The 19,039-nt window shown below is 65.3% G+C and carries 22 protein-coding genes; 13 read left to right on the forward strand and 9 right to left on the reverse strand.

What is annotated here, in order from left to right:
* Positions 1-79: 79 nt before the first annotated feature.
* Positions 80-1,045 (reverse strand): tripartite tricarboxylate transporter substrate-binding protein, encoded by a 966-nt coding sequence (locus ACNJYD_RS21660; RefSeq protein ID WP_439363251.1) that lies wholly within the window; start codon positions 1,043-1,045, stop codon positions 80-82.
* Between the two features lie 156 nt (positions 1,046-1,201).
* Complete coding sequence (locus ACNJYD_RS21665) at positions 1,202-1,672, reverse strand: MarR family winged helix-turn-helix transcriptional regulator (protein ID WP_439363252.1); 471 nt, start codon at positions 1,670-1,672, stop codon at positions 1,202-1,204.
* 97 nt (positions 1,673-1,769) lie between these two features.
* Here ACNJYD_RS21665 and ACNJYD_RS21670 point away from each other — a divergent pair, with 97 nt between their 5' ends.
* Both ACNJYD_RS21670 and ACNJYD_RS21675 read left to right on the forward strand, forming a co-directional pair.
* Positions 1,770-2,138, forward strand: coding sequence for an antibiotic biosynthesis monooxygenase family protein (locus tag ACNJYD_RS21670; RefSeq protein WP_212257557.1), 369 nt, complete (start codon positions 1,770-1,772; stop codon positions 2,136-2,138).
* A gap of 24 nt (positions 2,139-2,162) precedes the next feature.
* Positions 2,163-2,636 carry a hypothetical protein gene (locus ACNJYD_RS21675; protein ID WP_439363253.1) on the forward strand — a complete coding sequence of 158 codons (474 nt, stop codon included), beginning with the start codon at positions 2,163-2,165 and terminating at the stop codon, positions 2,634-2,636.
* Positions 2,637-2,729: 93 nt separating this feature from the next.
* Here ACNJYD_RS21675 and ACNJYD_RS21680 read toward each other — a convergent pair whose 3' ends face one another.
* The 3 genes from ACNJYD_RS21680 to ACNJYD_RS21690 form a co-directional block, all read right to left on the reverse strand.
* Positions 2,730-3,218 (reverse strand): hypothetical protein, encoded by a 489-nt coding sequence (locus ACNJYD_RS21680; protein ID WP_212257555.1) that lies wholly within the window; start codon positions 3,216-3,218, stop codon positions 2,730-2,732.
* A 149-nt stretch (positions 3,219-3,367) separates the two neighbouring features.
* A complete protein-coding gene (locus tag ACNJYD_RS21685) occupies positions 3,368-3,820 on the reverse strand; it encodes a DNA polymerase III subunit chi (protein ID WP_439363254.1) in 453 nt (150 codons plus the stop codon).
* 6 nt (positions 3,821-3,826) lie between these two features.
* Complete coding sequence (locus ACNJYD_RS21690; protein WP_439363255.1) at positions 3,827-5,326, reverse strand: leucyl aminopeptidase; 1,500 nt, start codon at positions 5,324-5,326, stop codon at positions 3,827-3,829.
* 338 nt (positions 5,327-5,664) lie between these two features.
* Here ACNJYD_RS21690 and lptF point away from each other — a divergent pair, with 338 nt between their 5' ends.
* The 9 genes from lptF (at position 5,665) to ACNJYD_RS21735 (ending at position 15,575) form a co-directional block, all read left to right on the forward strand.
* Entirely contained in the window at positions 5,665-6,831 is a 1,167-nt protein-coding gene (lptF, locus tag ACNJYD_RS21695; RefSeq protein ID WP_439363256.1) for an LPS export ABC transporter permease LptF, read from the forward strand.
* Complete coding sequence (lptG, locus tag ACNJYD_RS21700; protein WP_439363257.1) at positions 6,828-7,925, forward strand: LPS export ABC transporter permease LptG; 1,098 nt, start codon at positions 6,828-6,830, stop codon at positions 7,923-7,925. The genes lptF and lptG overlap by 4 nt, the downstream gene beginning before the upstream one ends.
* A complete protein-coding gene (locus ACNJYD_RS21705; RefSeq protein ID WP_439363258.1) occupies positions 7,925-10,411 on the forward strand; it encodes an LPS-assembly protein LptD in 2,487 nt (828 codons plus the stop codon). Before lptG ends, ACNJYD_RS21705 begins: the two co-directional genes overlap by 1 nt.
* A 61-nt stretch (positions 10,412-10,472) precedes the next feature.
* Entirely contained in the window at positions 10,473-11,408 is a 936-nt protein-coding gene (locus ACNJYD_RS21710) for a peptidylprolyl isomerase (protein WP_172786466.1), read from the forward strand.
* A complete protein-coding gene (pdxA, locus tag ACNJYD_RS21715; RefSeq protein WP_212257550.1) occupies positions 11,408-12,445 on the forward strand; it encodes a 4-hydroxythreonine-4-phosphate dehydrogenase PdxA in 1,038 nt (345 codons plus the stop codon). The genes ACNJYD_RS21710 and pdxA overlap by 1 nt, the downstream gene beginning before the upstream one ends.
* Positions 12,445-13,302 carry a 16S rRNA (adenine(1518)-N(6)/adenine(1519)-N(6))-dimethyltransferase RsmA gene (gene rsmA / locus ACNJYD_RS21720; RefSeq protein WP_212257549.1) on the forward strand — a complete coding sequence of 286 codons (858 nt, stop codon included), beginning with the start codon at positions 12,445-12,447 and terminating at the stop codon, positions 13,300-13,302. The genes pdxA and rsmA overlap by 1 nt, the downstream gene beginning before the upstream one ends.
* 23 nt (positions 13,303-13,325) lie before the next feature.
* On the forward strand, positions 13,326-14,384 hold the full coding sequence (locus tag ACNJYD_RS21725; RefSeq protein ID WP_212257548.1) for an alcohol dehydrogenase: 1,059 nt from the start codon (positions 13,326-13,328) through the stop codon (positions 14,382-14,384).
* 75 nt (positions 14,385-14,459) lie between these two features.
* The gene (locus ACNJYD_RS21730) at positions 14,460-14,696 is read left to right on the forward strand and encodes a hypothetical protein (RefSeq protein ID WP_212257547.1); all 237 of its coding nucleotides are present in this window, start codon (positions 14,460-14,462) and stop codon (positions 14,694-14,696) included.
* 159 nt (positions 14,697-14,855) lie between these two features.
* Positions 14,856-15,575 carry a Crp/Fnr family transcriptional regulator gene (locus tag ACNJYD_RS21735; RefSeq protein ID WP_260383419.1) on the forward strand — a complete coding sequence of 240 codons (720 nt, stop codon included), beginning with the start codon at positions 14,856-14,858 and terminating at the stop codon, positions 15,573-15,575.
* A gap of 10 nt (positions 15,576-15,585) precedes the next feature.
* Here ACNJYD_RS21735 and ACNJYD_RS21740 read toward each other — a convergent pair whose 3' ends face one another.
* A complete protein-coding gene (locus ACNJYD_RS21740) occupies positions 15,586-16,323 on the reverse strand; it encodes a Crp/Fnr family transcriptional regulator (protein WP_172786460.1) in 738 nt (245 codons plus the stop codon).
* Positions 16,324-16,480: 157 nt separating this feature from the next.
* Here ACNJYD_RS21740 and ACNJYD_RS21745 point away from each other — a divergent pair, with 157 nt between their 5' ends.
* Positions 16,481-16,720: a hypothetical protein gene (locus ACNJYD_RS21745; protein ID WP_439363259.1), complete on the forward strand. Its 240-nt coding sequence runs from the start codon at positions 16,481-16,483 to the stop codon at positions 16,718-16,720.
* A 17-nt stretch (positions 16,721-16,737) separates the two neighbouring features.
* Positions 16,738-17,439, forward strand: a complete 702-nt coding sequence (locus ACNJYD_RS21750; RefSeq protein WP_172786458.1) for a Crp/Fnr family transcriptional regulator — start codon at positions 16,738-16,740, stop codon at positions 17,437-17,439.
* On the opposite strand, the gene ACNJYD_RS21755 is transcribed toward ACNJYD_RS21750, so the two are convergent.
* The 3 genes from ACNJYD_RS21755 to ACNJYD_RS21765 all read right to left on the reverse strand — a co-directional run bounded on the left by ACNJYD_RS21755 (position 17,427) and on the right by ACNJYD_RS21765 (position 18,955).
* The gene (locus ACNJYD_RS21755) at positions 17,427-18,038 is read right to left on the reverse strand and encodes a cupin (protein ID WP_212257544.1); all 612 of its coding nucleotides are present in this window, start codon (positions 18,036-18,038) and stop codon (positions 17,427-17,429) included. The two genes, ACNJYD_RS21750 and ACNJYD_RS21755, sit on opposite strands and share 13 nt — an antisense overlap.
* A gap of 117 nt (positions 18,039-18,155) precedes the next feature.
* Positions 18,156-18,641: an SRPBCC family protein gene (locus ACNJYD_RS21760; RefSeq protein ID WP_212257543.1), complete on the reverse strand. Its 486-nt coding sequence runs from the start codon at positions 18,639-18,641 to the stop codon at positions 18,156-18,158.
* A complete protein-coding gene (locus ACNJYD_RS21765) occupies positions 18,638-18,955 on the reverse strand; it encodes an ArsR/SmtB family transcription factor (RefSeq protein ID WP_212257542.1) in 318 nt (105 codons plus the stop codon). Before ACNJYD_RS21765 ends, ACNJYD_RS21760 begins: the two co-directional genes overlap by 4 nt.
* Positions 18,956-19,039: the final 84 nt, after the last annotated feature.

Genomic DNA, 19,039 nt, shown 5'->3' on the forward strand with positions numbered 1-19,039 from the left:
TTATGGCACCGGCGAACTAGCCTTTGAACAAGCTGCTTTTTACCCGCTCGGCCCGGCAAGCCTCGCGGGTCGCAAAAGCTCAATCGGCGTATTGCCCGGCCGCCTTGATGATCGGGGCCCAGCGGTCGATCTCACTCGTCAGCATCGCACCTAACGCCTCCGGCGTCGCCTTGTCCTGCGGCACCGGCTCGGTGTTGATGTCGTTGAACCGGGCGATCAGCGCGGGATCCTTAAGCGCGGTCTGCAGCGCCGCGGTCAGCTTCTGAACGATCGCCGGCGGCGTGCCCTTGGGCGCATAGATGCCGTGCCAGACACCAAGCTCGAAACCCTTGAGGCCGGCCTCGTCGGCGGTCGGCAGATCCGGCAGGCTCTTCAGCCGTTCCTTGGTGGTGATCGCGTAGGCCTTGACCTGCTTGGCCGTGATCGGCCCCGTGGTGTTGGTCGCCTGATCGCAGGTGAGATCGATCTGCTTGCCGAGCAGATCGTTCATGATCGGGCCGTTACCCTTGTAAGGCACCGTGGTGAGCTGCTTCTGGATCGCGGTCATGAACAGCATGCCGCAGAGATGCGAGGCCGCACCCAAGCCGGCATTGGCATAGGTCAGCTTGTCGCCCTGCTGCTGGGCGTAGGCGACCAGGTCCTTGAGCGTATCGGCCGGGAAGTCGGGGCGCGCGATGATGGTCATCGGCGCGTTGGTGACGAGCCCGATCGGCGCAAAGGCCGTCTTGGTGTCGTAGCTGAGATTGCGGTAGAGCGTCGCGGCGGTCGAGATGCCGACGTGATGGATCAGCAGCGTGTAGCCGTCCGGCTGGGCGCGCGCGGCCCGGGTCGTGCCGATGGTGCCGCCGGCGCCGGTCGCGTTCTCGACGATGACCTGCTGTCCCAGGGATTTCGCCATGCCCGCCGCGGTCAGCCGGGCGATGGTGTCGGTCGGCCCGCCCGCGGCGAATGGCACCAGCATGGTGATGGGCCTGGTCGGATAGTCCTGGGCGAATGCCGCACTGAGCGGCAGAAGCAGCGCCGATACGAGGGCAATGTACCGCATAGTTTCCTCCGGATTGTTGTTTGCGCCATCAAAGCGCATTCAGGCGCGCGCGGCCATAGCGACGTCAGCAGGAACATTGCAGCGGTCGAGGGCACACCGATGCCGATCACATCGCATTTCGGTGTGACCGCGCGTGACCTTGGCGCTTGCCCAGCGCTACGTCTGCGCCTCGGCTTCGCTCTCGAGCTTCGCCCGTAGTGCCGCGACGACGCGATGAACCGTTTGCAGATCCTTGACCGACAGCCCTTCGGAAAGGCTGTTGACCCACGGCATCTGCAGGGCCATGGCGGCATCGAAAGCACGGCGCCCCTTGTCGGTCAGGACGACGAGCTGCGCTCGGCGGTGGTGCGGATTGGCCTCGAAAGCAACGAGGCCTTCCGCATGGAGGTCGTTGACGATCCGCTGCACGTTTTGACGATTGCCGCCCAGATCGCGGGCGAGCCAGGCCACCGGCTGGGGCCGCTCCGCCTGCACGATGGCGCCGAGAATCTGCCAGCGGGCGCTGGTGAGCCCGAGCCGGGCCACCAAGCGGTCGCCAGCGGTCAAAAGCAGGCTGTTCAGCCGGAACAAGTCAAGCATGAGGTCGGTCAGGGCATCGCCGGCCGGCGTTCGTTGGAATTTTCGCATCCGTCACCATAGACAGTTATTGACATCATGATGTCAAATTACTAGATTATCCATAGTACCACATTGACATCATAAAACCATCTCGACGGAGTTCGTCATGGCGCGCCTACGCCCACTGGATCCTGACTGTCCCATCGAGCGCCAGCTCGGCATCGACACCGGCCCCGTGGTGCTGGTGAATCTGTTCACGCTCGACAAGGCCGATGAACAAAGCTTTCTCCAAATCTGGCAAGACGATGCCGCCTTCATGAAGCGGCAGCCGGGCTTCATCTCCACCCAGCTTCACCGAGCAATTGGCGAAAGCCCCACGTATCTGAACTATGCGGTTTGGCAGACGACCGCCGACTTCCGGGCTGCGTTCACGCACCCCGAGTTCAGGTCGAAGATCTCGGCCTACCCCGCATCCGCCGTCGCCTCCCCGCACCTGTTCGAGAAGGTCGCGGTGCCCGGCATTTGCGTCGCGTAGCCCGCTTCGAGAACGGCAGACCCGATGACCAGGATCATCCACCCAATCGCGGGAGCGGTCGCACTGACGACCATTGCGACCTTCTGGCTTTCCACGGCTCTCACCGAGCTATTTGCGTCACACCAGACCATCGCCATGGTGAAGACCGCCATACCGTGGGGCTTCCTGTTGCTCATTCCGATGCTCGCGGCGACGGGAGGTTCGGGATTCGTCTTGGCACAGCAGCGGCGCGCCGGCCTGATCGGTGCGAAGATCAAGCGCATGCCGTTCATCGCCGGCAACGGCATCCTGGTTCTGATTCCCGCCGCGTTGTTTCTTGCCTCCAAGGCGAAGGCCGCGGAGTTCGACACCACGTTCTACGCGGTGCAGACTCTCGAATTGTTTGCCGGCGCGATGAACATCGCCCTTCTCGGCCTCAACATGCGCGACGGCTTCAAGATGAAGGGCCGTTTCCGCGCTCGCCAGCCCGATCGCTTCAACACCAAGCCGATCCTCTGAGCGCGCCGCCAAGCCGGCTTTGCATCGGGTCCGCCCCGCTCACCTCCTGGATCGGAGACTCTTCCGTTTCACTGCGGCGCAGGCGATCCCCGACTACGCGTGCTTCTTCTTCGGCTTGGCCGCCCTCGGCATCGGCTGCGGGTCCGGATTGCCTTCGATCGAGGACAGACGTCCAGCGGTGAACGTGTAGACGCCCGCGCGCGGACCAGTCGTCCACGTGACCACGGCGACGCGGCGGCCGGCGGCATCGTTGGAGAGATTGATGCTCGAGGGCGCGCCGATGCCGCGCACCACGTCGCATTCGGTGTGGCCGAGCGCGACCGTGCCGCCCATCGGCGCGGTCGTCGAGGCATTGGCATCGGCGGGTCCGGGCGGCGGCGCCATGCCGGGACAGGCGCCGTCGGCGCTGACGAGATCCTCAGCTCCGACCGGCTTGTCCGGGGTCAGCGGCGGCGATTCGATCGAGATGTTCTTGATGAAGAGACGGCCGGGCTTCTGGAACCATTCGGCGTCCTTCGACAGCAGGTCGGTGCCGCCCGAGCAGCCCGCGACCAGCGGTGCTACGGCAACGAGCGCAATCATGAGCGAGCCGGGAAGCTTTTGATGTCGCACGATAAACTAATTCCCCGCGTGAAGGACCAGCCCTAAGCGTTTGTCCCAACATCCCTTTGCGGCACGAAGGTGGCCGAAGCCAGCATCGCCCGAAAAGTGCAAATTATCATTAATTGCGGCTAATTGCGTTTCTGCCACCGGCCCCGGTCGTCGGCCTGCCAATAGGTGACATCAAATCCCCGCGCCTTGCAATCCGTCCAGGCCGTGCGAGCGAGCGCAAGCGCGTCGGGATCGTCGCCGTTGAACAGCAGGACCATGCGCTCGTAGCCCTGTGCGTCCTCCGGCAGCGCGGCGTTGTCGACCAGGAAGCGGACATTGGCCCCATTGGGATTGCCGCCCTCGATCGCCAGCACGATCGGCTGGTCGGCAACATCGTTCACCCGCCATGTCGCGTGCGGCAGGAATGCATCGTCGCGATAGGTCCACAAATGCGAGTCGAGCGCGTCGGCGCGCTCCTCCGAGGTCGACTGCACCACGACGCGCCAGCCGCGCTCGAGCGACTTCTCGAGCAACGGCGGCAACACATTCTCCACCGTCATGTTTTGCAGATGGTAGAACAGCACTTCAGTCATGTCGGATCATTTGCGCTCGTAATGGTCGGCGACCAGGCGGTCGAGCAGGCGGACGCCGTAGCCGCTTCCCCAGCTCTGGTTGATGTCGGTCTTCGGAGCGCCCATCGCGGTGCCGGCGATGTCGAGATGGGCCCAGGGCACACCGTCGACGAAGCGCTGCAGAAATTGCGCGGCGGTTATCGAGCCGCCATGGCGGCCGCCGGTGTTCTTCATGTCGGCAAACTGGGAATCGATCAGCTTGTCGTATTCGGGGCCGAGCGGCATGCGCCAGACCTTCTCCCCGCTCTCGATGCCGGCCGTGAGCAGCCGGTCGGCCAGTTCGTCGTTGTTGGAGAACATGCCGGCATGCTCGGTGCCGAGCGCCACCATGATCGCGCCGGTGAGCGTCGCCAGATCCACCATGAATTTAGGCTTCACCTTCTTGGCGACGTACCAGAGCACGTCGGCGAGCACGAGGCGGCCCTCCGCATCGGTGTTGATGATCTCGATGGTCTGGCCGGACATCGAGGTGACGATGTCGCCCGGCCGCTGCGCGTTGCCGTCGGGCATGTTCTCGACCAGGCCGATGGCGCCGACCGCGTTGACCTTCGCCTTGCGCGCCGCGAGCGCATGCATCAGGCCGACGACGCAGGCCGCCCCGCCCATGTCGCCCTTCATGTCCTCCATGCTGCCGGCCGGCTTGATCGAGATGCCGCCGGTGTCGAAGCAGACGCCCTTGCCGACGAAGGCGACCGGGGCCTCGCCCTTCTTGGCTCCGTCCCAGCGCATGACCACGGTGCGGCTCGGCCGCGCCGAGCCCTGGCCGACGCCGAGCAGCGCGCCCATGCCGAGCTTCTGCATCGCCTTGACGTCGAGCACCTCGACCTTGACCCCGAGCTTGCGCAGCTGACCGGCTCTGCGGGCGAATTCCTCCGGGAAAAGCACGTTCGGCGGCTCGTTGACGAGGTCGCGAGCGATGATCACGCCGTCGACGACGTGGCCGGCCGCAGCGAACGCCTTTTTCGCCGCACCGGCATCGCCGACCGCAAGCGAAACGTCGGCGCGCGCGCCGCCCTCCTCGCCGTCCTTCTTCCTGGTCTTGTAGCGATCGAACTTGTAGGCGCGTAAGCGCAGGCCCGAGGCGATCGCAACCGCCTGCTCGCTCGTCATGGCGCCACCCGGCAGTTCCGCGAGGACGGTCATGGCGCTGGTGCCGACGGGCAGCTTGCTGGCGGCCACCCCGCCGAACTTGAGGAAATCATTCGCCTTGAGGCCGGTCGCCTTGCCGGCGCCGATCACGATCAGCCGGGTCGCCTTCACCCCCTCCGGTGCCAGAATGTCCAACGCGGCCCCGCTTTTGCCCTTGAAGGCGGCCGCGGCCGCCGCGCGCTTCACGATGTCGGCAGCGCCACCCAGCGCCTTGGCCGTCGCCGGGCCGAGCTTCAGGCCGTCGTCGCAAAACACGACCAGGATGCCACGGGGGGCGGCAGACAACGGGACAAAGCCGACCTTGATGGCATCGGACATGGATAACTCCTCCAAAACATGGGGTTTTTCGTCGTTCGGGGGTCCGAGCACAAGCCGGAGCTGAACGGCGATTCACTGAGGCTTCCCCCACTATGGGCCAGCGGCCAGCCCGATGCCAAGCGCCGCCGTGGCCGCGGGGCCACAACGCCCGAAATATTAACCATATAATGAGGGTGCCACGGGGCAGCCATTTTGTTGACGGATCAAAGGGATGGTAGTGAGAGAATGAACCGCCGGAAGAGCTGTCGGCCGACCTTGGGGATCCCCTGACGGGGATTGGTTGGACCGCCGGAATTCTGGTCGACATTGGGGACTTGGGTGGGTTCGTGCGGTAGCGCATGGGGTCGATCGATAGGTATATCTTCCGCACGACGCTGGCGTCGTTTGCGCTGGTCCTGGTCAGCCTCACCGGCGTGATCTGGATTACGCAGGCGTTGCGCGGCATCGACCTGATGACGAGCCAGGGTCAGACCATTCTCACCTTCCTCGGCATCACCAGCCTCGTGATCCCGGCCCTGGTCCTGATCATCTCGCCGATCGCGCTGATGATCGCGATCTCGCACACGCTGAACAAGCTCGCGACCGATTCCGAGATCATCGTGATGAATGCCGCCGGCTTCTCGCCGTTCCGGCTGTTCTATCCGTTCTTCTACGCCACCTGCGTGGTGGCCCTGCTGGTCGCCTTCATCGCGGCCTATCTCGCCCCGGACGGCATGCGGCGGATCAAGCAGTGGGATGCCGAGATCACCGCCGACGTGCTCACCAACATCCTGCAGCCCGGCCGCTTCGCCCGGCTCGACGAGAACCTCACGATCCGGATTCGCGAACGCCAGCCGGGCGGCATCCTTGCCGGCATCTTCATCGACGACCGGCGCGATCGGAACGAGCGCGTCTCGATCGTCGCCGAGCGCGGCGAGGTCGTGAAGAACGAGACCGGCTCGTTCCTGGTGCTGGAGACCGGCAATCTCCAGCGCTTCGAGGCGGGCAAGCGCGATCCGGCGCTGGTGGCCTTCGGCCGCTACGGCTTCGACATGTCGAAATTCTCGAAGGGCCGCGACGTCACCCTCGGCATCCGCGAGCGCTATCTCTGGGAGCTGCTCTGGCCATCCGAGACCGATCCCGTCTACAAGGAGATTCCCGGGCAGTTCCGCGCGGCCCTGCACGACAGCCTGCTCGCGCCAGTCTATCCCTTCGCCTTTGCGGTGCTGACCTTTGCCTTCCTCGGAGCGCCGCGCACCACCCGCCAGAGCCGCAACTTCTCGATCGCCTCGTCGATCGTCGCGGTGTTCGGCCTGCGCATGGCCGGCTTTGCCTGCTCGGTGATGGCGGTGAAGTCGCCGAGCCCGGTGCTGGTCCAATATGCGATGGTCTTCGGCGCGATCGGCGCTGGGCTGTGGATGATCATCGGCGGCGTCGTGGTCGAAGCGCCTCCCGGCCTGATGGAGGCTATCAACAGGTCGAACGCACGGATCGCGCGGCTGTTCGGACGTCCGGCCACCGCATGAGCATGCTCACCAACACACTCGGGCGCTATTTCGCCGGCCGCTTCGTGGTCGCCGCGCTCGGCGTCTTCGGCGGCATTTTCCTGCTGCTGGTGCTGGTCGATTACATCGAGATGGTACGCAAGACCTCAGGGCTCGCCTCCGCCTCCGCGATCATGGTGGCCGAGACCTCGCTGTTCCGGGTGCCACAACTGCTAGAGAAGCTGACGCCGTTCTGCATGCTGATCGGCGCCATGACCTGCTATCTCGCCCTCTCCCGCCGGCTCGAGCTCGTGGTGGCGCGCGCGGCGGGCATTTCCGCCTGGCAGTTCATCTCGCCGGCGCTCGGCAGTGCGCTGCTGATCGGGGTGATCGCCACCGTCGCCTACAATCCGATGTCGGCCAATTTGCGCGAGCGGTCCAAGCGCATGGAGGCCGAGCTGTTCGGCTCGGCGCCCGGCGGCGGCATTCAGGACGCCTCCGGCTTCTGGCTCAACCAGCTCACCAACGACGGCCAGACCATCATCAATGCGGCGCGCAGCGAGCAGCAGGGCATCCGGCTCACCGGGCTGACGCTGTTCCGGTTCGACCAGGACCAGCACTTCAAGGAGCGGGTCGAGGCGCGCGAGGCGACGCTGGAGTCGGGCCGCTGGCTGTTCAAGAGCGTCCGCCGCTTCTCGCTGGACGGACCGCCGATCGACCAGCCCGTTCTTGAGATACCGACTACGCTGACCGAGGCGCAGGTCCGCAACAGCTTTTCCACCCCCGAGACTGTGTCCTTTTGGCAACTACCGAGCTACATCCGCTCCTCCGAGAGCTCGGGCTTCGCGACAGCCGGATACCGACTCCAGTATCAGAAGCTTCTGGCACAGCCGTTTTTGCTCGCAGCCATGGTGATGCTCGCGGCCTCCGTGTCGTTGCGCTTCTTCCGGATGGGCGGCGTGCAGAAGATGGTTTTGAGTGGCGTGGGCGCAGGCTTTCTGCTCTACGTTCTGTCGAAAGTAACTGAGGACTTGAGCAAGGCTGAGTTGATGCATCCGATCGCTGCGGCGTGGTTGCCCGTTGTGGTGGGCGGCCTCACCGGCTTTTTGGCCTTGCTCTATCAGGAGGACGGATAGTGACTGCCGTCCGCCGAGGGCTCGTGTCTCGTTTGACGCGGCGCACATTGGTGCGCGCGAACGGGTGCGGCTTGTCCGTCCGCAGGCTCCTGCTTGCCGTCGTCGCGGCTGCCTCGCTGGGCGGCTTGATCGACGCTGCCGTGGCGCCGGCTAAGGCCCAGAGCTTCACCTACAATCCGCTGCCGCCGCGTCCGAAGCCGCCGAGGGCCCCCAACGACAACCAGATGCTGGTTCAGGCCACCGAGGTCGACTACGACTACAACAATTCGCGCGTCTCCGCCGTCGGTAACGTGCAGCTGTTCTACAACGGCACGAGCGTCGAGGCCGACCGGGTCATCTACGACCAGAAGACCAAGCGGCTGCATGCCGAAGGCAACATCCGCATGACGGATGCCGACGGCAAGATCACCTATGCCGAGATCATGGATCTCTCCGACGATTACCGCGACGGTTTCGTCGATTCGCTGCGCGTGGACACGGCCGATCAAACCCGTATGGCCGCGAGCCGCGCCGACCGCTCCAGCGGCAATTACACGGTGTTCGAGAACGGCGTCTACACGGCCTGCGCGCCGTGTAAGGAGGATCCGAAGAAGCCGCCGCTGTGGCAGGTCAAGGGTGCCCGCATCATCCACGATCAGCAGGAGAAGATGCTGTATTTCGAGACGGCGCAGCTCGAATTCTTCGGCGTGCCGCTCGCCTACATGCCCTATTTCTCGACCCCCGACCCCACCGTGAAGCGTAAATCCGGCTTCCTGATGCCGGGTTATATTTCCGGCACGACGAACACGGGCTATGGCGTCGAGGTTCCCTATTACTGGGCGATCGCGCCCGACATGGACGCAACCATCACCCCGCGCTTCTTGTCGCGGCAAGGCGCGCTGCTGCAGGGCGAATTCCGCCAGCGCCTGATCGACGGCGCCTACCAGATCCGCGCCTACGGCATCTACCAGCTCGATCCCGGAGCATTCGCCGGGCAGCCCGGCGACCGCGAGTTCCGCGGCGCCATCGACACCAAGGGTCAGTTCGCGCTGAACGACAAATGGGTCTGGGGCTGGGACGGCGTCCTGATGTCCGACTATTATTTCTTCTCGGACTATCGGCTCTATCAATACCGCGATCCGCTCGGCTCGTTCCTGTTGCTGCCGACGGAAGCGCTGTCGCAGCTCTATCTGACCGGCGTCGGCAACCGCAGCTTCTTCGATGCGCGCACGATGTACTGGCTGAGCTATTCGGGCAACCAGAGCCAGGTGCCGATCGTCTACCCGGTGATCGACTACTCCAACGTGCTCAACTATCCCGTCTTCGGCGGCGAGTTCAGCTACAAGACCAATTTCGTGAACCTGTCGCGCGACGATGCGGTGTTCGACCCGATCACGACGCTCGCCAACACCAACGGCCTGTGCACCACGGCATCGGCCGATCCGCTGGCGCGGATGCCCTCGCAGTGCCTGTTGCGCGGCTTCCCCGGCACCTACACCCGCCTCTCGGCGGAAGCGCAGTGGCGCAAGTCCTTCACCGACCCGTTCGGCCAGATCTGGACGCCGTTCGCGAGCCTGCGCGCAGACGCGATCAAATCCTCGGTCTCCAACCAGCCCGGCGTGTCGAACTACCTGCCCGTCGGCGACACCGAGGCGTTCCGCCTGATGCCGACCGTGGGCCTCGAGTACCGCTATCCGTTCATCAACGTTCAGCCCTGGGGCTCGACCACGCTCGAGCCGATCGCGCAGATCATCATCCGCCCGAACGAGACCTATGCCGGCAGGCTACCGAACGAGGACGCCCAGAGCCTGGTGTTCGACGCCGCGAACCTGTTCAACGTCGACAAGTTCTCCGGCTACGACCGTGTCGAGGGCGGCGGCCGCGCCAATGTCGGCGTGCAGTCCACCACGCAGTTCGACAGGGGCGGCGCCGTCAAGGTGCTGTTCGGCCAGTCCTACCACCTGTTCGGCCTGAACTCCTTCGCGGTCCAGGATGCCATCAACACCGGCCTGAACTCCGGCCTCGACAAGCCGCGGTCCGATTACGTCACCAGCGCCAGCTACTCGCCGAACAGCACCTACACGTTCAGCGTCCGCTCCCGCATGGACGAGCAAACCTGGAACGTGCAGCGCTTCGAGGCGGAAGGCCGCGCCAACTTCAATCGCTGGTCGGTCAGCGTGCTGTACGGCAATTACGCAGCCCAGCCGGAATTGGGCTATCTGACCCGCCGCGAGGGCATCCTGACGACGGGCTCGCTGAAGGTCGCGACCAACTGGGTGGTGTCGGGCTCGGCGCGCTGGGACCTCGAGGCCAACAAGATCAACCAATATGTGCTCGGTGCCGGCTATGTCGACGATTGCTTCGTGCTGGCGGCGAATTACGTAACTTCGTATAGCTATTCCGCGGGCACCGCACCGCCCACGCTGAGCCACGCGTTCATGTTCCAAATCGGCCTGCGCACGCTGGCGAACTCGTCGACGAGCAGCAGTTCCGCCGGCCTTCAGTGAACAGTTTAAAGTGTCGGCCGCGTTTGCCCTATCTCAACGCGGTCGACATGCGAGCGACATCATGACGACGCCATTGCCTATCTTCCGCCTCCTTCTCGCCATCGGTGCCGGACTGATGTTGGCCGCCCTGCCCTCACCGTCGCGCGCGCAAAACATCGTCGTGATGGTCAACGGCGATCCCATCACCGATTTCGACATCGAGCAGCGCACCAAGCTCGACCAGCTGACGACGCAGAAGACCCCGAGCCGGCAGGAGGTCATCAACGAGCTGATCGACGACAAGGTGAAGATCAAGGAAGGCAAGAAGTACGGCGTCGATCCCGGCGTGTCCGACATCAACCAGTCCTATGACGGCATGGCGCAGCGCATGCGCATCACACCGGACCAGCTCACCAAGACGCTCGAAACCAAGGGTGTCCGCTCGGAGACGCTGAAGAGCCGCATGAGGGCCGAGATGGTCTGGGGCAGCCTCGTGCGCGGCCGCTTCAAGGAGAAGCTGCTGGTCGGCGAGCGCGACGTCGCGCAGGCCGTGCAGGCGCAGACCGGCGATAAGCTCCAGGTCGAGGGCATCGAGTACAAGATGCAGCCGATCGTGCTGATCGTGCCGCGCGGCTCGTCGGCGGCGTTCCTGGAAACCCGGAAGAAAGAAGCCGAGTCCTATCGCGCCCGCGTCGGGAGCTGCGAGGAGGCCAATTCGCTGTTCCGCTCGACCCCGAACGCCACCATCCGCGACGCCGTCACCAAGACCACCGCCGAGCTGCCCGAGCCGCTGCGCAAGGTGCTCGACGACACCGCGATCGGCCACCTGACCGCGCCCGAGATGACCAAGAACGGCATCGAGATGGTGGTGCTGTGCTCGCGCAAGCCGACCATGATCGACACGCCGAAGAAGCGTGAGGTCCGCGAGAAGATGTATCAGGAGAAGTACGAGAAGACGCAGAAGGCCTATCTCGACGAGCTCCGCAAGGCGGCGATGATCGAATATCGCAACCGCTGATGGCCAAGCCCCACCCAGAGCCCTCCACCAGGTCCGCAGCCAAGCCCCTTGCCCTCACCCTGGGAGAGCCCGCCGGCATCGGTCCCGACATCACGATCGCAGCCTGGCGCAGCCGGGCCGAGCTCAACCTGCCCGCCTTCTATCTGCTCGGCGACGAGGCGCTGATCGCGCGCCGCGCCAAGGCGCTCGGCACCGACATCAGGATTGCCGCGGTGAGCCCCGGAGAGGCGACGTCCGCCTTCAAGGATGCCCTGCCCGTGGTCGCGACCGGCGAGCGCGCCACCGCCGAGCCCGGCAAGCCCGATTCATCCAGCGCGTCGGCCGCACTCGCCTCGATCCGGCAGGCGGTCATCGACGTGCGCGCAGGCCGTGCCGGCGCCGTCGTCACCAACCCGATCGCCAAGAGCGTGCTCTACCGCGCCGGCTTCCGTCATCCCGGCCACACCGAATTCCTCGCCGAGCTCGCCGCGGAGAGCGGCCGCGTGCCGCAGCCGGTGATGATGCTGTGGTCGCCGCAGCTCGCCGTCGTGCCGGTGACCATCCACGTCTCGCTGCGCGATGCGCTGGGAGAGCTCACCAGCGAGCTGATCGTCTCGACCGTCCGCATCGTCGCCGCCGAGCTGAAATCCCGCTTCGGCATCGCAACGCCGCGCATCGCGATCTCCGGCCTCAATCCCCATGCCGGCGAGGACGGGTCGCTCGGCCACGAGGAGCAGACCGTCATCGCCCCGGCGCTGAAAGTGCTGCGCAACGACGGCATCGAGGCCAGGGGTCCGCTGCCCGCCGACACCATGTTCCACGAGGCGGCGCGACGAACCTATGATTGCGCGGTCTGCATGTATCACGACCAGGCGCTGATCCCGATCAAGACCGTCGCCTTCGACGACGCCGTCAACGTCACGCTCGGACTGCCCTTCATCCGCACCTCGCCCGATCACGGCACCGCCTTCGACATCGCCGGCACCGGCAAGGCCAATCCGGCGAGCCTGATCGCCGCGCTCAAGCTTGCGAGCCGCATGGCGGCGTCGCAAAGCTGATGAGCGCGATCGACGACCTCCCGCCACTGCGCGAGGTCATTCGCCAGCACGCACTGTCGGCGCGCAAATCGCTCGGCCAGAATTTTCTGCTCGACCTCAATCTGACCGCCCGCATCGCGCGCGCGGCGGCACCGCTGGAAGATTCCACGATCGTCGAGATCGGCCCGGGTCCCGGCGGGCTGACGCGCGCGCTGCTCGCGCTCGGCGCGAGGCGCGTCATCGCCATCGAGCATGACGAACGCGCGATCCCTGCCTTGCAGGATATTGCCGCGCGCTATCCTGACCGGCTCGAGATCGTGCATGGCGATGCCATGACCTTCGATCCGCGCCCGCTGCTCTCGGGCGAACGCGCCAAGATCGTCGCCAACCTGCCCTACAACATCGCGACACAGCTTCTGATCAACTGGCTCATTACCGAGCCCTGGCCGCCCTGGTACGAGATGATGGTGCTGATGTTCCAGCGCGAGGTCGGCGAGCGCATCGTCGCGCGCGAGGACGAGGAGGCCTATGGCCGGCTCGGCGTGCTCGCCAATTGGCGCTGCGAGACCAAGATCCTGTTCGACATTGCGCCGTCGGCCTTCGTGCCGCCGCCGAAGGTCACCTCCTCCGTCGTGCGCCTCAAGCCGCGGCCGGAGCCGCTGCCGTGCGATCGCAGGCTGCTCGAGCAGGTCGCCGCCGCCGCGTTCGGCCAGCGCCGGAAGATGCTGCGGCAAAGCCTCAAATCGCTCGGCGTCGATCCGGCACGGCTTGCGCAGGCCGCCGGCGTCGATGCGACGCGGCGCGCCGAGACCATTCCCATCTCCGGCTTTGTTGCCATGGCCCGTGAATTGGCGGATATACGCAGCGAAGCCGAGTAACCAAGAATTCCGGAGGGAAGAAAATGGCGTTGATGCGTCGGCAGTCCCTGGTCAAGTTCGATGCGCCCTTGTGCGAGACCATCGTCGACACGCCGAAGCCGAAAGGCGCCGAGGTTCTGGTCCGCATCGAGCGCTGCGGCCTCTGCCACTCCGATCTCCACATCCAGGACGGCTATGCCGATCTCGGCGGCGGCAGGAAGCTCGACACCACGCGCGGCATGACGCTGCCCTTCACGCTCGGCCACGAGATCGCCGGCGTCGTGGACGAGATCGGCCCCGATGTTCCCTCCAGCCTCGTCGGCGCCAAGAAGGCGGTGTTTCCGTGGATCGGCTGCGGTCAGTGCCGCGATTGCGCCAATGGCGACGAGAACCTCTGCGTCAAGCAGCGCTTCCTCGGCGTCTCCATCGACGGCGGCTTCGCCACCCACGTTCTGGTCCCCGACGCAAAGTACCTGCTCGACTACGATCCCCTGCCCGTCAACCAGGCCGCGACCTTGATGTGCTCCGGCGTCACCGCCTATGGCGCGCTCAAGCGCCTGGTCGACCGGCCACGCCAACGCAATTTGCTGCTGATCGGCCTCGGCGGCGTCGGCATGATGGGCCTGTCGTTCGCGCAGGCGATGTTCAAACAGCCGATCACGGTCGCCGACCTCTCGCCGGCCGCGCGCGAGACCGCACTCAAGAACGGTGCCGCGGTGGCCTACGATCCGGCCGAGCCCGACGTCATCAAGCGCATCCTGAAGGAGACCGAGGGCGGCTTCGACGAGATCGTCGATTTCGCCGGCAACGAGAAGTCGATGGCCTTTGCCGTCGCGGTTGCCGCGCGCGGCGGCAAGATCGTGGTGTCCGGCCTGATGGGCGGCCAGTTCACGCTGCCGATGGTGCAATGGGTCTACAAGCGCATGACCATCGAAGGTTTCATGGTCGGCACGCTCGCCGAAGCCCACGAGCTGATGGCGCTCGCCCGCGCCGGCAAGATCAAGCCGACGCCGATGCGCGAGGAGCCGATGGGCGACGTGCAGAAATGGATCGACGAATTGCGCGCCGGCAAGGTCGTCGGCCGCATCGTGCTGAAGAACTGACAACAGAGCGGGCGGGTCCGACGCAAGTCTCGCCCGCCGCACGGAACGCCTGCGGCCGCGCCGCGTTGGCTGCGCATGTCGATCCGTTGCACCGTCGAAAGCGCGTTCTTCATCGCCTGGAGCTGCCTGGAGAAGAGCGGCGAGCTCGGGCCGCCGGACGCGACCGCGAACTTCCTGCTCGACGCCATCGAGGCCCAGCTTCGAACCGGTGAGCGCCGGCAATTGATGCTCGCCAACAAGGCGATCGACGCTTACCGCGCGGCCGCGGCACAAGGCCGACTGGCGGGGGATCGCGAAGTCCGCTGCGGCTGACGATCCTCGCTGCCGTCCAGCCAGCTGAAGCACACGACGTCGTGCTGTAGTTTTCAACGCCCGACCGCCCGTTGTGTGCACTTTGGAACCGTCGGTTCCGCCGCGGAAACGTAGGTTTGCCGCTGGCGCCGATTCCCGGCCCGCCCAAGAGAACACGATGTGACCGGTCGGCCCCAGAACGATCTGCTCCGGCAGCTCAATGATCCGGATTTCGAGCTGCTCGCGCCTCACCTCCAGCCGGTCGAACTCGAGGCGAGCCACGTCCTGCATCACGCCGGCGACGATGTCGCCGCGGTCCATTTTCCATGCGGGCCCGCGCTGGTGTCGTTCGCCGTGCCGGTCGAGGACGATCGCGAGGTGGAAAGCCTGCTGGTCGGGCGCGAGGGCGCGGTGGGCATCGCCGCCGGCCGCAGCCCTTCGCTCGCCTATTCGCGCATGATCGTGAAGCTTGGCGGCACCCTGGTGCGGCTGCCGCTGCGCGCGCTCGAGCAGGCGCAGCAGAGGTCGGCGACACTCCAGGAAGCCTTCGCGCGCTATGCCGACTGCCAGTTCGCGCAGCTGCTGCAGACCGCGGCCTGCAACGCCGCGCATTCGATCGAGCAGCGTGCCGCCAAGTGGATCATCTCCGCGCATGAACATATCGGCGGAGCCGAGATTCCCCTCACGCACGAGCAGCTCGCCGGCATGCTGGGCGTCTCCCGCAGCTATGCCAGCCGCGTCATCCAGATGTTCAAGGCGCGGCGCATCCTCGCGACCCGCCGCGGCGCCATCCTGATCCTCGATGCAGCAGCGCTCGAAGCAAGGGCCTGCTGCTGCAACGATTGGGTGAAGAAGCATTTTGACGAGGTGCGCGGTGGAGCGGCAACCGCGGAGGGTTGACGCCTCCGACTCACCCAAGCGGCGGCGACTGCCGCTTCAGATGCAGATAGGCCGGACTGAAATCGCCGAGCCGCTGCAGCTCGCGCCATTTCAGCACGACCAGTTCGCCGTCACGAAGATCCATCGCTCCGCTGCGCCTGAGATCGCCGAGGGTCCGGTTCACCGTCGCGATCGCCATGCCGAGCGTCTCGCCGAGTTGCGCGAGGCTGATCGGCACGCGGCAACGATTGCCGCGCACCAGCTGCGCCGCGCGGGCGCGGTAGAACAGCTCGCAAAACAGGTGCGCCATGCGCGCCTGCATCGGCCGGGCGCTGTTGTTGGTGATGGCCTCGCGAAAGATCGCGGCATCGCGCAGAGTCTCGCGCCAGACGGCGAGGCTGAAGGTCGGCCGCCGCCGGAACGCGATGAACAATTCGCGGTGCGGGATGAACGCGACCGACGCCGGCCCGAGCGCACTGAGCCCGTGATCCATCTGGTCGATGAACAGCCCCTGCGCGTCCGGGAGATCGCCGGTGAGATGGAACGCCAGATATTGCCGCCGCCCGCTGCCGAGCAGGTGGTAGCGGGCGACCATGCCGGAGACGACCAAAGCGGAATGCTCGGGTTCGTCGCCTTGGCGGATGAAATCCTCGTTGGGCGCGAAATCGCGCAGCAACAAGGTCAGCGCGCGAATCTCGGCCATATCCTCATCTGCGAGCGCGGTGTGCTCGCCGAGGTTCCGTATCAGCACGTCGTGAGCTTTTTCCATGGGGCCGCCAATAATCGCGCCGGTTCTATCAAATGATACGTCCGGCTTGCGTTCAGCGGACTAGAACGCAGATCGGAAGCACAGGTTGCTAACCGGCTTGCGACGCACCGATCGCAGCCACACCAATCCCCCCGATTTCGGACGAGCCGGCCTTCTCATGAAAAGTACCACTCTGCTGGATCGCATCCGCCGCCTGTTCGCATCCGAGGCGGGCGAGCATCTGGACAGCATCAACGATGCCTTGCTGAAGGGAAGGCTGAAGGAGCCGGTCCGGCCGATGTCGGATCAGGAGCTCGCCCGCGCCATCCTCGAGTTCCGATCCGCGCCGGTTTCCGACGGGACACTTGCGAAACTGTCGCGTCGCTTGGCCGAGGCGCCGGGGCCGCGTGACGGCTGAAGCGGCACGCGAGGCCCATGCCGCATCCGAAGTTCATCGCCCGTCTGCAAGCGATCGAAGGCCTGTCCGAGGACGAGCGCCGACAGATCGCGGGCTTGCCGTCCACGCTGCGCCAGGTCTCGGATGGCGAGATCGTGCTGCGCCAGGGCGAGGCCGCGACCCGCTGCGTCTTCGTCGTCAGCGGCTTCCTGTACCAGTCGCGCATCGTCGGCGATCGCAGCCAGACCCTCGCCTTCCATGTTCCCGGCGACATGCCGTGCCTGCACACGCTGCTGGTCTCGCCGACGGACGCGGACCTCGTGGGGCTCGGCCCGACCATCGTCGGCACCGTCGCCCACAGCCAGCTCCGCCAGCTACTCGACAGCTCGATCCACCTGACCCGCGCCTTCTGGCGCGAGACGCTGGTCGACGCGGCGATCTCCCGGCAATGGATCGCCCGCCTCGGCGCGCAGGCGGCGTTGCCCAAGGTCGCGCACCTCATCTGCGAGCTGGCCGCAAGGCTGGCGGTCGTCGGCCTCGTCAAAGGGAACGGTTTCCAGATGCCGATGACGCAACGGCACGTCGCGGACGCCTGCGGACTGTCGATCGTCCACGTCAATCGCACCATCCAGGAGCTGAGGCATCGCGGGTTCATCGCCTGGGAAGGCAGCGAGATCGAGCTGCTGCAGCCCGACGAGTTGCGCAGACTGGCGGATTTCACGCCGGATTATCTGAGCTGAGCGCTCCGCCACGCGGCGAGCAGCGGCCCGTCGCTCCCCAGCACGGGATCCGTCTTCGGCTTGCGGACCTTGGCGATGCGCTTGACCGCGTCAGGACGCTGGCGCGTGTCGGTGCACTCGTCATAGGTGCCGTCCTGCGGGTAGGCTCCGACAACCAGAAAGTCCCGGCTGGACTCGATCAGCCGGTGGCCGGTGCCCGCGGGCAGGACCAGAACGTCGCCGGCTTTCACATTCAGGATGCGGCCCTTGATCCCGCCGCACTCGATCCGCGCCGCACCGCGCGCCACCCCCATCACTTCATGGATCTGCGAATGATAGTGGACGTAGTCGTACACGGTGTCGCGCCACGACCGGCCCCAGCCGTTCGTGTCGAACAGCGTGTCGATGACGACCTCCGGCGGAAAGCGCCGGCCGTTCAGCTTCACCGCCCGGCGATAGAGCAGCGCCGGGAAGCGCGGATTGTTCGGCACGATGCCGTCGTCGCGAAAGTGCATGGCGGTCGGCTTGCGGGCCCGCACCAGCGCCCGCAGGGTCGCCGCATCGGGCTGCTCCTCCACCAGCTTCTTGGCGAAATTCTTGATCTGATCCTTGACCGGCATGACATCTCCTCAGCCGCGACATAACGGCTGCGGAGGTGAGAAGTTTCCAGGCCCAATCGGGAGCAAGGCTCGATAGGGCCTCTCCAGCTCATCATGACGCGGCGTTGGAAAGGCGCGTCAACCCTTGCCGGCAATCAGCTCGGCAAACTGCCGCAGATAGAGCGGCCAACCCTGATCACTGTCAACGCCGCTGCGGACGCCTTCCCAGCCCTCGCCGTGCCGATCGAGGTGACGGTGCTCCAGCTCCAAGCGGGTCCGGCTTGGTGTCTCCGCAATGAACCGGACCTCCCATTCACTCGTCTTGGCGGGATCTGTTTCGATTTGCCAGCGCGGGCTGATGTCCCAGCTCAAGAGGACTCGATTGGGCGGTTCGAACGCCAACACGCGTGCCCAGCGGCATTCGCTGCCGTCGATCCCCCGATCATAGATGCTTCCGCCCACGCGAGGCTCGAATACAGTCTCCGCAATGGGAACGGCGAGTAGAGTGTGCTCGCGCGGCTTGAAGCTGCCGAAGTCTTCGGTGAAGACCTTGAACGCGCGCTCGATCGGCGCCTCGACGACGATGGAATGCTTTACGGGCGCAGCCGATACACGTGTGTTCATTTGGATCCCTCCGATGGTTTTTCGACGGCCAATTTGTAGGCTGCCAGCGTGTCGCTCCAGAAGCGGTCGAGCCACGCGCGCATCTGGCCGAGCCCTGCCGGATCGATGTGATAGACGTTGCTGGCACCCTTCGGCTCTGCACGAACCAAGCGAGATTCGCGCAGCACCTTGAGATGTTGTGAGACGGCCGACTGGGACACGGTCAGCTGTCGCGTGATCTCAGCGACGGTGCGTGGCCGTGCACCCACGAGCTCGAATATCCGCCTGCGGGTCGGATCGCCGAGAGCAGCCAGTTGTGCGCTGTCTTTAGCCATAGAAACTCGCCGCCCGATGCCGCGCCTGTTCGACCTATAATAAGCTGTTACTAATGATTAGTAGAAACTAATTATCAGTCAACC

It is taken from the genome of Bradyrhizobium sp. SPXBL-02, assembly GCF_051853065.1.
GTDB lineage: Bacteria > Pseudomonadota > Alphaproteobacteria > Rhizobiales > Xanthobacteraceae > Bradyrhizobium.

Bases quoted from the DNA above. Each gene is read 5' to 3' on its own strand.
- ACNJYD_RS21665 (WP_439363252.1), bottom strand. From the start codon at position 1,672: ATGCGAAAATTCCAACGAACGCCGGCCGGCGATGCCCTGACCGACCTC.
- rsmA (WP_212257549.1), top strand. From the start codon at position 12,445: ATGAGCGCGATCGACGACCTCCCGCCACTGCGCGAGGTCATTCGCCAG.
- ACNJYD_RS21680 (WP_212257555.1), bottom strand. From the start codon at position 3,218: ATGATTGCGCTCGTTGCCGTAGCACCGCTGGTCGCGGGCTGCTCGGGC.
- pdxA (WP_212257550.1), top strand. From the start codon at position 11,408: ATGGCCAAGCCCCACCCAGAGCCCTCCACCAGGTCCGCAGCCAAGCCC.
- ACNJYD_RS21740 (WP_172786460.1), bottom strand. From the start codon at position 16,323: ATGGAAAAAGCTCACGACGTGCTGATACGGAACCTCGGCGAGCACACC.
- ACNJYD_RS21725 (WP_212257548.1), top strand. From the start codon at position 13,326: ATGGCGTTGATGCGTCGGCAGTCCCTGGTCAAGTTCGATGCGCCCTTG.
- ACNJYD_RS21685 (WP_439363254.1), bottom strand. From the start codon at position 3,820: ATGACTGAAGTGCTGTTCTACCATCTGCAAAACATGACGGTGGAGAAT.
- lptG (WP_439363257.1), top strand. From the start codon at position 6,828: ATGAGCATGCTCACCAACACACTCGGGCGCTATTTCGCCGGCCGCTTC.
- ACNJYD_RS21755 (WP_212257544.1), bottom strand. From the start codon at position 18,038: ATGCCGGTCAAGGATCAGATCAAGAATTTCGCCAAGAAGCTGGTGGAG.
- ACNJYD_RS21675 (WP_439363253.1), top strand. From the start codon at position 2,163: ATGACCAGGATCATCCACCCAATCGCGGGAGCGGTCGCACTGACGACC.
- ACNJYD_RS21710 (WP_172786466.1), top strand. From the start codon at position 10,473: ATGACGACGCCATTGCCTATCTTCCGCCTCCTTCTCGCCATCGGTGCC.
- ACNJYD_RS21750 (WP_172786458.1), top strand. From the start codon at position 16,738: ATGCCGCATCCGAAGTTCATCGCCCGTCTGCAAGCGATCGAAGGCCTG.
- ACNJYD_RS21690 (WP_439363255.1), bottom strand. From the start codon at position 5,326: ATGTCCGATGCCATCAAGGTCGGCTTTGTCCCGTTGTCTGCCGCCCCC.
- ACNJYD_RS21670 (WP_212257557.1), top strand. From the start codon at position 1,770: ATGGCGCGCCTACGCCCACTGGATCCTGACTGTCCCATCGAGCGCCAG.
- ACNJYD_RS21660 (WP_439363251.1), bottom strand. From the start codon at position 1,045: ATGCGGTACATTGCCCTCGTATCGGCGCTGCTTCTGCCGCTCAGTGCG.
- ACNJYD_RS21760 (WP_212257543.1), bottom strand. From the start codon at position 18,641: ATGAACACACGTGTATCGGCTGCGCCCGTAAAGCATTCCATCGTCGTC.
- ACNJYD_RS21730 (WP_212257547.1), top strand. From the start codon at position 14,460: ATGTCGATCCGTTGCACCGTCGAAAGCGCGTTCTTCATCGCCTGGAGC.
- lptF (WP_439363256.1), top strand. From the start codon at position 5,665: ATGGGGTCGATCGATAGGTATATCTTCCGCACGACGCTGGCGTCGTTT.
- ACNJYD_RS21765 (WP_212257542.1), bottom strand. From the start codon at position 18,955: ATGGCTAAAGACAGCGCACAACTGGCTGCTCTCGGCGATCCGACCCGC.
- ACNJYD_RS21745 (WP_439363259.1), top strand. From the start codon at position 16,481: ATGAAAAGTACCACTCTGCTGGATCGCATCCGCCGCCTGTTCGCATCC.